Here is a 12,879-nt window from a genome sequence, read left to right on the forward strand (position 1 = left end):
GGCACGGTCAGAGGGTCCTGACCCGCAGGAAGGTGACCGAGTGGGCGGGGAAGGTGTGCGTGAAGGTCCGCCCGATGCCGTCCAGCGTCGACTCACGCGGCCGGATCGGCTGGGCGTCGGCGCTGTTCACCGCGTCCGGCGCGCCCTCCAGGGTGGTCAGGCGGCCCGTCGGGGCGACCTTGTCGGTGCCGAGGTCGACGCGCGTGCGGGCCGGGGTGGCCTGGGCGTTGACGACCTTGACGACCAGGTCCTTCCCGTCCCTGGTCACCACCTGGCGGAACGGTTCGGCGCCCTTGTCGTCGGTGAAGGAACCCCACTTCTGGCCGTCGAGGTAGAGGGTGACCTGCCGGCCCCGCACCTGGACGCGGATGTCGTAGGCGCGGCCCGTCTCGATGGTGGTGGGGTTCTCCAGCAGGGTCTGCTTGCCCCCGTCGGCGCTCTTCTCCACGGCGGAGCGGGTGTTGCCCCAGCCGCCCAGGTTCCACCAGTAGTGGTTGCCGGTGTCGCGCACGCCGAAGGCGACGAGGAAGCCCTCCTTGCCGGACTTCTTCGTGGCCCTGACCTTCAGGTCGTAGTCCTGCCAGCCCGCGTCGCCCGCGGTGACCAGGGTGTCCTCGGCGGCCTCGTCGGTCTGGACGTACGCTCCGTCCCGGACGGTCCAGGTGCCGCGTCCGGTCGCCGGCTTCCACCCGGTGGCCCCGGCGGAGAAGTCGTCCTTCAGCAGGGTGGTGCCGTTCGCCGCGGTGACCTCGACGTCGTCGTAGGCGGCGCTGGTGGCCCAGGTGGACAGGCCCACCGCGCCCGTGATCGGTCCGGAGACGGCGGGGGTGCCGGACGCGCGGCTCGGCACGACCCGGTCGCCGGTGTTGTTCATGAACAGCTTCTGGACCTCGTAGCTGGTCGAGCCCCAGGAGCGGTTGTTGTCGAACCAGATCATGTCCGGCCGCCACTGGTTCTTGTCCACGTCGGCCAGCAGCGGGGCGTACGAGGCGAGCTTGACGACGTCGGCGTTGCGCTCCAGGCCGGTCATGAACGCGGCCTCGGAGAGGGCGTTGGAGAACTTGTTGTCGCGGGAGGCGTACTCGCCGAGGAAGACCTTGGGTCCCTTGCGGTCGTACGAGTCGTAGCGGTTGTTGTTCTCCAGGAACCACTGCGGCGAGTTGTAGTAGTGCTCGTCGACCAGGCCGACGCCCGCCTGCCGGTTGAGGTCCCACAGCCGGTCGAAGGTGGCGCCGCCGGACGCGGGGCCGGAGTTGGACACGATCGTGATCTGCGGGTACCTGGCCGCGATGGCCTTGCGGAACTCGGTGAAGCGGGCGAAGAAGGCGTCGGGCAGGTTCTCCTCGTTGCCCACGCCCAGGTGGGTCAGGTGGAAGGGCTTGGGGTGGCCCATCTCGGCCCGCTTGCGGCCCCAGGTGGAGGTGACGGGGCCGTTGGCGAACTCGATCAGGTCCAGGGTGTCCTGGATGTGCCGCTTCAGCAGGGCCGGGTCGTCGGTCGCGCGGTTCTGTCCGCAGCCGGTGACCAGGGCGGGCACGACGGGCAGCGGCATCGCGCCGATGTCCTCGGCGAACTGGAAGTACTCGTAGTACCCGAGGCCGTAACTCTGGTGGTAGCCCCAGAAGTTGGCGTTGACGGCCCGCTGCTCGACCGGGCCGATCGTGTCCTTCCACTGGTAGGAGCGGCGGCGCTCCCAGTTCGGGGCCTCGTAGGCGTAGTGGCTGCCGGTGTTGACCAGGCAGCCGCCCGGGAAGCGGAGGAAACCGGGGTCGAGGGCGGCGATCTTCTCGGCGAGGTCCTTGCGCAGGCCGTTCGCGCGGCCCTTGTAGGTGTCGCGGGGGAAGAGCGAGACCATGTCGAGGCGCAGGGTTCCGGCGCCCTCGGCCGTCACCGCGAGCCGTCCGGTGGTGGTGGTCACCTTGGGGACGAGCGTGCCGGTGTACTTGGTCCACCGGTCGCCCCGCACGGTGACGGCCAGCGGCGCGCTCAGGACGGTCCCGTCGCCGGTGCGCAGTTCGGTGGCGAGGCGCGTGCCGGCCGCGTTGTCCGTGCGGGCCCAGACGGAGAAGTCGTACCGCTTGCCCGCCTTGAGGGCCATGCCCGCGCCGTAGCCGCTGTTGACGATGCCGAAGCGGCCGGTGGCGCCGCCCGTGCCGGCGAGGTCGACGCGCAGGTGGTTGCGGTTGCGTTCGTTCAGCCGCTCGGCGTCGTCGACGACCGTCAGGGTGCCGGTGGCGCCGCCGGACGCGGTCTGCTGCCAGGCGGTCAGCGGGGTGTAGGACCGGTTGTCGACGGGGCTGTACTCGAAGGAGCGGTTCTGTACGAGTTCGGCGTAGAGGCCGCCGTCGGCGGCGTTGTTGATGTCCTCGAAGAAGACGCCGTACATGGTGGGGTCGATCGCCGGTCCCTTGCCGCCGGCGTCGACGGAGAGGGTGTAGTCCGTCACGGCGGGGTCGGCCGCCGCCGGGGACTGCGTGAGGAGTCCGGCTGCCAGTGAGGTGGTCAGCAGGCCGCTGACGACGACTCCGGTTCTTCTCGTGGTGCGGTTGCGTGTGCGCAAGGCGGCTCTCCTTGAGGGGGACGGTTCGGGGCGTCGTGCTCTCGGCGCGCGGTGCGGTGCGGGCGGGGAACCGGCGTTCCCCGCCGTCCGGGCTCCCGTCGCCCGGGTGCGGGTCCGTTCCGGCGCGCCGTCACGGCGCGGCGCCCCGGTGGAGCGCCGCGCCGTGAGGACGGGGTCACACGGCCGGGGGGTTGCCGTAGTAGGCGTCCGGTCCGTGCTTGCGCGTGAAGTGGCGGTCCAGCAGGTGCCGCGGGGGCTCGACCGCTCCCAGGGCGATGGTGTGGAGGGCCATCTCGGCCACCGCCTCGCAGACGATGGCGTGCTCCAGGGACTTGGTGGCGCCGGCGCCCCAGGTGAAGGGCCCGTGGTGGGCGACCAGGGCGCCGGGGACCTCGGCGGCCCGGGTGTCGTCGCCTTCCAGCAGGTCCACGATGACCTGGCCGGTGTTGTACTCGTAGTCCTCGGCGCACTGCTCCGGGGTGAGGACCCCGGTGACGGGGACGGGGCCGTTGAAGGTGTCGGCGTGGGTCGTGCCGAGCACCGGTATGGGGCGCCGGGCCTGGGCGAAGGCGACGGCGTGGGTGGAGTGCGTGTGGGTCACTCCCCCGATGGAGGGGAAGGCCAGGTAGAGGCTCCGGTGCGTCTCCGTGTCGGTGGACGGGCGCAGCCGGCCGTCCACGACCTTCCCGTCGGCCAGCGAGACGACGACGAGGTCCTCCTCGCTCAGGGTGTCGTAGTCCACCCCCGAGGGCTTGATGACGAAGACGCCGGCCTGCCGGTCCACCCCGCTCACGTTTCCCCAGGTGAGGGTGGCGAGCCCGGCCCGGGGGATGCGGAGGTTGGCCTCCAGCACCTCCCGGCGCAGCTCCTTGGAGACGGTCGTGGTCACGGGGGGCTCCGTTCTGGCGGGGGTGGCGGTCACGGGCGCCCCTGCGGGGCGGCGGGGGTGCGGGCGGGGGCGGTCACAGGCTCTGGGCCAGACGGTGGTAGGCCTGGTTCCAGCGCAGTTCGCGCGTGAAGCGGCGGACGGTGGTGTCCTCGTCGATGACGGCGAGTTCGGTCCGCAGCATCTCGGCCAGGTCTTCGAGTTCCTCGCCTCCGAGGGCGGTGGTCAGGACGGTGTGGTGCGGCGCGCCGGCCGTCAGCCACGCCTCGGTGGAGGTGCGCAGGTCGGGGCGGGGGCGCCAGACGGCCCGGGCGACGGGGAGCCGGGGCAGCGGCTCGGGCGGGGTGACGACGTCGATGTGGTTGGCGACGAGGCGGAACCGGTCGCCCATGTCGGCGAGGCCGACGACGACGGCCGGGCCGGGGGCCGCGTCGAAGACGAGGCGGACCGGGTCCTCGCGCCCGCCGATGCCGAGCGGGTGGATCTCGCAGCTGGGCGTCGCCGTCGTGAGGGTGGGGCAGACCTCGAGCATGTGGGCGCCGAGGATGAGCTCCCGGCCGGGTGTGAGGTCGTAGGTGTAGTCCTCCATGAAGGAGGTGCCGCCGGGCAGACCGTGTGCCATCGTCTTGAGCGTGCGCAGCAGGACGGAGGTCTTCCAGTCCCCCTCGCCGCCGAAGCCGTAGCCGTCCGCCATCAGGCGCTGCACGGCGAGGCCGGGCAGCTGGCGCAGGCCGCCGAGGTCCTCGAAGTTGGTGGTGAAGGCGCGGAAGCCGCCTTCGGTGAGGAAGGCGCGCAGACCGGCCTCGACGCGGGCGGCGTAGCGCAGGGACTCGTGGCGTTCGCCGCCGGGCCGCAGTTCGGGCGCGAGGGCGTAGAGCTCCTGGTACTCCTTGACGAGCGCGGTGACGGCGTCCTCGTCGGCGGCGTCGACCGAGGCGACGAGGTCGTTGACGCCGTAGGTGTTGACCGAGACCCCGAAGCGGAGCTGCGCCTCGACCTTGTCGCCCTCGGTGACGGCGACGTCGCGCATGTTGTCGCCGAACCGGGCGAGCCTGAGGGTGCTCAGTTCGGCGCGGCCGACGGCCGCGCGGGCCCATCCGGCGATGCGGTCGACGACGTCGGGGGTGGTGACGTGGCCGGCCACGGTCTTGCGGGGGACGCCGAGGCGGGTCTGGACGAAGCCGAACTCGCGGTCGCCGTGGGCGGCCTGGTTCAGGTTCATGAAGTCCATGTCGATGGTGGACCAGGGCAGCCGGCGGTTGGCCTGGGTGTGCAGGTGCAGGAGGGGCTTGCTCAGCGCGTCGAGGCCGGCGATCCACATCTTGGCCGGGGAGAAGGTGTGCATCCAGGCGATCAGGCCGATGCAGCGGTCGTCGGCGTTGGCCTCCAGGCACACCCTGCGGATGGCGGCCGCGTCGGTGAGGACCGGCTTCCAGACGACGCGGACCGTCATCTGCGGCTGGCCGGCAAGGGTCTCGCAGATGGTGCGGGACTGTTCGGCGACCTGGGCCAGGGTCTCGTCGCCGTAGAGGGCCTGGCTGCCGGTGAGGAACCAGATCTCGCGGTCGGGCTGGGCGGACGTCATGTCGGGTGTGCTCCTCGGAGGTGCGGGAGTGGAGAGGTCGGGCCGGTGGAGGCCGGGGAGGCGGCCCGGTCAGCCGGTGGTCGCGGTGCGGGCGGCGTTGCGGATGCGCCGCAGGCGGTGCAGGAGGAGGTCCGTGCCGGTGCCGAAGTGGTCGTGCAGGGCGCGGTACTCGCCGAACAGCGCGTCGTAGGCGTCCGCCCGCGCGGGGTCGGGCACGTACGCGTGCCGGCGGACGCTCCCCATGACGGCGGCGGCGGTCCGGACGTCCGGGTGGGCGCCGGCGGCGACGGCGGCGTGGATGGCCGAGCCGAGCGCCGGTCCCTGCTCGGAGGTGCCGAGGGAGACGGGGCGGCGGAGCACGTCGGCGTAGATCTGCATGAGCAGGGCGTTCTTCTTCAGGCCCCCGGTCACGATGAACTCCTCGACGGGGACGCCGCCTTCCTCGAACGCCTCGACGATCATGCGGGTGCCGTAGGCGGTGGATTCGAGGAGGGCCAGGTAGACGTCCTCGGGGCGGGTGTCGAGGGTGAGTCCGGCGACGACTCCGGAGAGGTGGTGGTCGACCAGGGTGGAGCGGTTGCCGTTCATCCAGTCCAGGGCGACCAGGCCGTGCGCGCCGACCGGGCGGCCGGTGGCCTTGCGGGTCAGGAGCTGGTGCAGGTCCTCGCCCGAGGCCTCGGCCTCGGCGCGGTAGTCGTCCGGGACGCCCTGGCGGAGCCACCAGGCGAAGATGTCGCCGACCGCGCTCTGGCCGGCCTCGTAGCCGTAGGCGCCCTCGACGATGCCGCCGTCGACGACTCCGCAGATGCCGGGGACCTCGGCGAGGGCGGCGCCGTTGAGGACGTGGCACGTGGAGGTGCCCATGATGGCGAGCATCCGGCCGTTCTCCACGGCGCCCGCGGCGGGCGCGGCCACGTGGGCGTCGACGTTGCCGGCGGCGACGGCGATGCCCTCGGGGAGGCCGGTCCACCGGGCGGCGCGGCCGCTCAGGGTGCCGACGCGGGAGCCCAGCGGCGACAGCGGGTGCTCCAGGCGCGTGGCGGGGAAGTCGGCGAAGTCCGGGTGGAGTTCGGCGAGGAAGGCGGGCGAGGGGTAGGCGCCGTCCTGGTGGATGCCCTTGTAGCCGGCGGTGCAGGTGTTGCGCGACTCGGTGCCGGTGAGCTGCCAGACGATCCAGTCGGCCGCCTCGATCCAGCGGGCGCAGGCGGCGTAGACGGCGGGGTCCTCCTCGAGGACCTGGAGGGCCTTGGCGTACTGCCATTCGGAGGAGATCTTGCCGCCGTAGCGCGCGATCCACTTCTCGCCCCGGGCGTGCGCGAGGGCGTTGATGCGGTCGGCCTGGTCCTGGGCCGCGTGGTGCTTCCACAGCTTGGGCCAGGCGTGCGGGCGGTCGGCCCACTCGGGCGTCAGGGCGAGGGGGGTGCCGTCCGGCGTGGTGGGCAGGACCGTGCAGGCGGTGAAGTCGGTGGCGATGCCGATGACGTCGGCGGGGCGGACCCCGGCGTCGGCGATCGCCGCCGGGACGGCGGTGCGCAGGACGTCGCGCCAGTCCTCGGGGTGCTGGAGGGCCCAGTCGGGGCGCAGGGGGGTGCCGCCGAGAGGGAGACGGTCCTCGATGACGGCGTGGCGGTACTCGTGGACGGCCGAACCCAGTTCGGCGCCGTCCCGGACCCTGACCACGACGGCGCGCCCGGAAAGGGTGCCGAAGTCGACTCCGATCGTGCAGGCCTCGGGGTCGTGGCGGTCTGCGGGGCCGGAAAGGGCAGGTGTGGTCACGATGCGGTCTCTCTCGTCATGGGCGGGGGGCCGGGAGCGCCCTCGCTGATTGTTAACGCTCACATTTGGGTTCGACAAGAGCTGGGTGCACTTCTGTCGAACATTCGGCAGGAGGACGGGCTCGGGAAGTGAGCGCTCACCCGTACGGCGGAGAGGGTCCGCCCGTCCCGTCCGCCCCCGTCAGTCGCGGTCGCCCCCGTCCGTCGCGGCCGTCGCGGCCCGTCGCGGCCGGCGCGGAGCGGGCCGGCGGCCCGAAGGACGCACGGGGCGGCACGAGGGACGCACGGGGCGGCACGAGGGGGGGCGAAGGGCGGCGCGAACGGGGGCGAGACGCGGACGGGACGGCGCGCGGACGGACACCGACGGACACGGAACGGACGGAACGCGGACGGGACGGCGCGCAGACGGACACCGACGGGCACGGAACGGGCGACAGGCGGACCGGGCGGCAGGCGGACGAGCACCGACGAACACCGACGGACACGCAGGTCACGGGCACGGCGCCGCTCGGACGCACCCGCCCGGCACCACCGGGAACACGCGTGACACCGGGAGAACGCCCGGAGCACTCGGGACGGCCGGGAGGCGAGCGGCCGGGAGAGGGAGGACCGGGAGCGGCCGGGAGAGGGGCGACCGGCAGCCGAGTGGCCAGGAGGGACGCGCGGGTGCCGTCGCGTCAGACCTCGTCCGCCGGGCGCGTGCTGGCGCGCATGATGAGCTGCGGTTCCACCAGGAGGTGCTCGGCCTTCCGGGCGCGCCCCTCGATGTGGTCCACCAGGAGCCCGATGCTGCGGCGCCCGATGGCGGTGAAGTCCTGGCGGACCGTGGTCAGCGGCGGGGGGAAGTACTCGGCCTCCGGGATGTCGTCGAAGCCGGCGACGGCCACCTGCGCGGGGGTGCGGATGCCGGCCTCGCGCAGCGCCCGCAGGACGCCCAGCGCCATCTGGTCGTTGGCCACGAAGACGGCGGTGACCGGTGCCGTTCCGCGGCGGGCCAGGGCGAGGCCCGCGAGCTCCTGTCCCGCCCGGTAGCCGGACAGCGGGCTCCAGTCGCCCGTCAGGACGCGCGGGGGCCGGATGCCGCTCTCCTCCAGGACGGCGCGCCATCCCGCGGTGCGGGCCTCGCTCTCCAGCCAGTCCTCGGGTCCCGCCACGTGCCAGACGGTGGTGTGCCCGGCGGCGAGCAGGTGTTCCGTGACCATGCGGGAGCCGAGCTCCTGGTCGAGGGAGACGCCGGGCAGGTCGAGCTGGTGCCCGCCCTCCACGGTGACCACGGGGAAGGGCGCGTCGAGTTCGGCGAGCGCCTGTACGTGCGAGCGCTGGGGGGTGATGGCGACGACGCCCTCGACGCCCCAGGACGCGAGGTGGTCGATGGCGTCCTTGAGCCCCTCGCCCTCCCCGGTGCGCAGATTGACGGTCGAGACGAGATAGCCCTCGTCCCGGGCGGCCTCCTGCAGTCCGGTCATGGTGCTGGCCGGACCGTAGAGGGTGGTGTTGACGGCGATGACGCCCAGCGTGCGCGTGCGGCGCGTCACCAGCGCGCGGGCGGCGGAGTTGCGCCGGTAGCCCAGCCTCTCGATGGCCAGGGTGACCTGCTCGCGGGTGGCCGCGCGCACGTTGGGGTGATGACTCAGCACCCGGGAGACGGTCTGGTGGGACACGCCCGCCTCTCGCGCGACATCGGCCATCGTCGGCGGGCGGACGTCTTCCGCGGGATGCGCCACGTTTGCCTCCCTTCTTTCCGCTTACGGCTGCGTATCGATGTGAGAAAAAGCCTAGCGCCTCTTGTATCACGTCGTTGTGAGCGCTAACAATCTAGCTGGCCGGGTCCGCGGACTCCGGCCGTCAAGCCGGGACGACGTCGCCCGGCGGCGCGGGGAGACGCGCTGCCGCCGGGGCCGCCCCGGCCGGAGCCACCTCGACGACGGGATTGCCGGGTACCACCCATGAAGAAGTTCCGAGCCGCATCCGCCCTCCTGGCCATGACCACCGGTTGTGCCCTGCTCCTGACCGCCTGCGGGCAGAACAGCGAAGGGGGGAGCCGGGAGTCGAAGGACAAGAAGGACCTGACCATCGGCATCGCCATGCCCACCAAGTCCTCCGAGAGGTGGATCGCCGACGGCCGGAACATGACCGAGAGCCTGAAGCGGGCCGGCTTCTCCACCACCCTGCAGTACGGGGAGGACGACCCCGACCAGCAGGTCGCCCAGATCGAGAACATGATCACCCAGGGGGTCGACGCCCTGGTCGTGGCCGCCATCAACGGCGAGGCGCTGACCAACGTCCTGCAGCAGGCGGCGGACGCCCACATCCCGGTGATCTCCTACGACCGGCTCATCCTGGGCTCCCCGCACGTCGACTACTACGCCTCCTTCGACAACGAGAAGGTCGGCGAACTCCAGGCGACGTACATCGTCGAGAAGCTGGGACTGAAGAACGGCTCCAGGAAGGGGCCCTTCAACATCGAGCTGTTCGCCGGTTCCAACGACGACAACAACACCAAGTACTTCTTCAACGGCGCCATGAAGGTGCTCAAGCCCTACTTCGACAAGAAGCAGCTGGTCGTGCGTTCCCAGCAGACCCGGCTCAACCAGGTCACCACGCTGCGCTGGGACGGGGGAACGGCCCAGAAGCGCATGGACGACCTGCTGACCTCCTCCTACTCCACCGCCCGGGTCGACGCCGTGCTCTCGCCCTACGACGGCATCTCCATCGGCATCCTGTCCGCCCTGAAGTCGGACGACTACGGAAGCGCCGCCAAGCCGCTGCCGGTCGTCACCGGACAGGACGCGGAGATCGCCTCCGTGAAGTCGATCATCGCCGGCCAGCAGACCCAGACCGTCTACAAGGACACCCGCGCGCTCGCCAAGGTCGCCGCGGACATGGTGACCGCCGTCCTCGACGGCAAGAAGCCCCGGGTCAACGACGAGACCACCTACGACAACGGCAAGAAGGTGGTCCCGGCCCTCCTGCTCGACCCGGTCAGCGTCGACAAGTCGAACTACCGGAAGGTCCTGGTCGACTCCGGCTACATCAACGCCGAGGAGCTCCGGTGACCTCCGCCGCGACCGGTTCCCCCGCGGCCTCCGCCCCGGCCGGCCCCGTCCTCGAGATGCGGTCCATCGTCAAGACCTTCCCCGGCGTCAGGGCACTGTCCGAGGTGACCCTGTCCGTGGAACGCGGCGAGGTGCACGCCCTGTGCGGGGAGAACGGCGCCGGCAAGTCGACGCTCATGAAGGTCCTGTCCGGCGTCCACCCGCACGGAACCTACGAGGGCGAGATCCTCTTCGACGGCGAACCGTGCCGGTTCAAGGACATCCGGGCCAGTGAGCGGCGCGGCATCGTCATCATCCACCAGGAGCTCGCGCTCGTCCCCCACCTGTCGATCGCCGAGAACATCTTCCTCGGCAACGAGCCCGCCCGGCGGGGGGTCATCGACTGGCGCGAGGCCCTGCGCCGCGCCTCCGCACTGCTCGGGCGGGTCGGGCTGGACGAACACCCCGAGACCCGGGTCGCCGACATCGGCGTCGGCAAGCAGCAGCTCGTGGAGATCGCGAAGGCCCTGGCGAAGGACGTCCGGCTGCTGATCCTCGACGAACCCACCGCCGCGCTGAACGACGAGGACAGCGCGAAACTGCTGCGGCTGATGCAGGAGCTGAAGGACCAGGGCATCACCTCGATCATCATCTCGCACAAGCTGAACGAGATCGCCCGGGTCGCCGACTCCGTCACCATCCTGCGCGACGGGCGCTCCATCGAGACCCTGGACGTCAGGGACCCGGCCACCACCGAGGAGCGCATCATCCGCGGCATGGTGGGCCGGGACCTCGACAGCCGCTTCCCCGACCGCACGCCCTACACGGGCGGGGCCGGCGCCGTCCCCGCCCTGGAGATCCGGGACTGGACCGTGCGCCACCCCCTCGACCGCGGCCGCAAGGTCGTGGACGGGGTCTCGCTCCGGGTCCACCGCGGGGAGGTCGTCGGCGTCGCCGGGCTCATGGGCGCCGGCAGGACCGAACTCGCCATGAGCGTCTTCGGCCGCTCCTACGGCCGCTACGAGCGGGGTTCGGTCCTCAGGGACGGCCGCGAGGTGCGGACCCGCACGGTCCCGGAGGCGGTCGCCAACGGCATCGCGTACGTCACCGAGGACCGCAAGCACTACGGTCTCGACCTCGGGGACTCCGTGAGCCGGAACATCTCGCTCGCCTCCCTCGGCGGCCTCGCCCGCCGCGGCGTCGTCGACGTCCACGAGGAGCGCAAGGTCGCCGAGCGGTACCGGCGGACCATGAACATCAAGACCCCGAACGTCCTCGAACCGGTCGGCCGCCTCTCCGGCGGCAACCAGCAGAAGGTCGTCCTCAGCAAGTGGATCCTCGCGGGTCCGGACGTCCTGATCCTCGACGAGCCCACGCGCGGGGTCGACGTGGGAGCCAAGTTCGAGATCTACACCGTGATCAACCGGCTCGCCGCCGAGGGCAAGGCGATCCTCCTCATCTCCTCCGAGCTGCCCGAACTCCTCGGCATGTGCGACCGCGTCTACACCATGGCCGCCGGACGGCTGACCGGTGAGATCACCCGCGAGGACGCCACCCAGGAAGTCCTGATGCGGCACATGACGCAGGACCCCTCCGCACCGCCGGCGGCCACCGCAAGCGCCACCCCCAGTGAAGGACACCAGGAATGAGCACCGACGTCAGCACGAAAACGACCACCCCGGCACCCCCGGGCGGCACCCGGCCGGCCGGGACGCCGGTGGGGCGGGTGCTCCTGGACGGCGTCCGGCGCAACATGCGCCAGTACGGCATGCTCTTCGCGCTCGGCCTGATCGTGCTCCTGTTCCAGATCTGGACGGGCGGCGACCTCCTGCTGCCGCGCAACGTCTCCAACCTGGTGCTGCAGAACAGCTACATCCTCATCCTGGCCATCGGCATGATGATCGTCATCATCTCCGGGCACATCGACCTGTCGGTGGGCTCCCTGATGGCCCTGGTCGGCGGCGTCGGGGCGGTGCTCATGGTCGAGCACCACGTCTCCTGGCCCGTCGCGGCGCTCCTCACGCTCCTGCTGGGAGCCGTCGCGGGCGCGCTCCAGGGGTTCTTCATCGCGTACGTCGGCATCCCGTCGTTCATCGTGACCCTCGCCGGCATGCTGCTGTTCCGCGGGCTCACGGAGATCTTCCTCAAGGGGCAGACCCTCGGGCCGTTCCCGGACGGGCTGCAGAAGATCGCCAACGGCTTCCTCTCGGAGGTGGGGCCGCAGACCAACTACCACAACGTGACCCTGCTCCTCGGCCTCGGGCTGGCCGCCTACGTGGTGTTCCAGGAGGTCCGGGACCGCCGCCGCCAGCGCGAGTTCACCCTGGAGACGCTCCCCGCCGGCCTGTTCGCGCTGAAGGTCACGGCACTGGTGGCCGCCGTCCTGGTCACCACCCTGCTGCTCGCGAGCTACAAGGGCGCCCCCGTGGTGCTCCTGGTCCTGGCCGTGCTGCTGGTCGGCTTCGGCTACGTGATGCGCAACGCGGTGATCGGCCGTCACGTGTACGCGATCGGCGGGAACCTGCCCGCCGCGAAGCTGTCCGGCGTCAAGGACAGGAAGGTGACCTTCGCGGTCTTCCTCAACATGGGGATGCTCGCGGCGCTCGCCGGCCTCGTCTTCGCGGCCCGCTTCAACGCGGCCTCGCCGAAGGCGGGCGTGAACTTCGAACTGGAGGCCATCGCCGCCGCGTTCATCGGCGGGGCGTCGATGAGCGGCGGCGTCGGGACCGTCCTGGGGGCCATCATCGGCGGCCTGGTCCTCGGCGTGCTCAACAACGGCATGAACCTGGTCGGGGTGGGGACCGACTGGCAGCAGGTCATCAAGGGGCTCGTGCTGCTCGCGGCGGTCGGCTTCGACGTGTGGAACAAGAGGAGGGCGGGCGCCTGACCGCGCCGCCACCACCGACACGGCCGTGGGGGGCCGGGGCGGCCCCCCCCCCCCCCGCCCGGGGGGGGGGGGCCCCCCCCCGCGGCGGCGGGGGGGGGGGGCCCCCCGGGCCGCCCGGGGCCCCCCCCCCCGCACGGCCCCACGCGGCCTC

8 protein-coding genes are annotated in these 12,879 nt (G+C 71.8%); 3 read left to right on the top strand and 5 right to left on the bottom strand.

What is annotated here, in order from left to right; translation table 11 throughout:
• Nucleotides 1–7: 7 nt before the first annotated feature.
• The 5 genes from ACZ3IL_RS15900 to ACZ3IL_RS15920 form a co-directional block, all read right to left on the bottom strand.
• Entirely contained in the window at nt 8–2,560 is a 2,553-nt protein-coding gene (locus ACZ3IL_RS15900) for an alpha-L-arabinofuranosidase C-terminal domain-containing protein (protein WP_467390694.1), read from the bottom strand.
• A gap of 175 nt (nt 2,561–2,735) precedes the next feature.
• The gene (gene araD / locus ACZ3IL_RS15905) at nt 2,736–3,449 is read right to left on the bottom strand and encodes an L-ribulose-5-phosphate 4-epimerase AraD (RefSeq protein ID WP_467390696.1); all 714 of its coding nucleotides are present in this window, start codon (nt 3,447–3,449) and stop codon (nt 2,736–2,738) included.
• A gap of 73 nt (nt 3,450–3,522) precedes the next feature.
• Nucleotides 3,523–5,031 carry an L-arabinose isomerase gene (gene araA / locus ACZ3IL_RS15910; RefSeq protein ID WP_467390698.1) on the bottom strand — a complete coding sequence of 503 codons (1,509 nt, stop codon included), beginning with the start codon at nt 5,029–5,031 and terminating at the stop codon, nt 3,523–3,525.
• Between the two features lie 69 nt (nt 5,032–5,100).
• The gene (araB, locus tag ACZ3IL_RS15915; protein WP_467390700.1) at nt 5,101–6,807 is read right to left on the bottom strand and encodes a ribulokinase; all 1,707 of its coding nucleotides are present in this window, start codon (nt 6,805–6,807) and stop codon (nt 5,101–5,103) included.
• A 676-nt stretch (nt 6,808–7,483) separates the two neighbouring features.
• The gene (locus ACZ3IL_RS15920) at nt 7,484–8,530 is read right to left on the bottom strand and encodes a LacI family DNA-binding transcriptional regulator (RefSeq protein ID WP_467390702.1); all 1,047 of its coding nucleotides are present in this window, start codon (nt 8,528–8,530) and stop codon (nt 7,484–7,486) included.
• Nucleotides 8,531–8,752: 222 nt separating this feature from the next.
• On the opposite strand from ACZ3IL_RS15920, the gene chvE reads away from it, so the two are divergent.
• Genes chvE through mmsB form a run of 3 tightly spaced genes read left to right on the top strand, consistent with a single transcriptional unit; the run spans nt 8,753 to nt 12,728 of the window.
• The gene (gene chvE / locus ACZ3IL_RS15925) at nt 8,753–9,862 is read left to right on the top strand and encodes a multiple monosaccharide ABC transporter substrate-binding protein (protein WP_467390704.1); all 1,110 of its coding nucleotides are present in this window, start codon (nt 8,753–8,755) and stop codon (nt 9,860–9,862) included.
• A 56-nt stretch (nt 9,863–9,918) separates the two neighbouring features.
• Nucleotides 9,919–11,490, top strand: coding sequence for a multiple monosaccharide ABC transporter ATP-binding protein (gene mmsA, locus ACZ3IL_RS15930; RefSeq protein WP_467391334.1), 1,572 nt, complete (start codon nt 9,919–9,921; stop codon nt 11,488–11,490).
• Nucleotides 11,487–12,728 carry a multiple monosaccharide ABC transporter permease gene (gene mmsB, locus ACZ3IL_RS15935; protein WP_467390706.1) on the top strand — a complete coding sequence of 414 codons (1,242 nt, stop codon included), beginning with the start codon at nt 11,487–11,489 and terminating at the stop codon, nt 12,726–12,728. The genes mmsA and mmsB overlap by 4 nt, the downstream gene beginning before the upstream one ends.
• Nucleotides 12,729–12,879 lie beyond the last annotated feature (151 nt).

This window comes from Streptomyces sp. NPDC014907 (assembly GCF_055562975.1).

Bases quoted from the DNA above. Each gene is read 5' to 3' on its own strand.
- araA (WP_467390698.1), bottom strand. From the start codon at position 5,031: ATGACGTCCGCCCAGCCCGACCGCGAGATCTGGTTCCTCACCGGCAGC.
- chvE (WP_467390704.1), top strand. From the start codon at position 8,753: ATGAAGAAGTTCCGAGCCGCATCCGCCCTCCTGGCCATGACCACCGGT.
- mmsA (WP_467391334.1), top strand. From the start codon at position 9,919: ATGCGGTCCATCGTCAAGACCTTCCCCGGCGTCAGGGCACTGTCCGAG.
- mmsB (WP_467390706.1), top strand. From the start codon at position 11,487: ATGAGCACCGACGTCAGCACGAAAACGACCACCCCGGCACCCCCGGGC.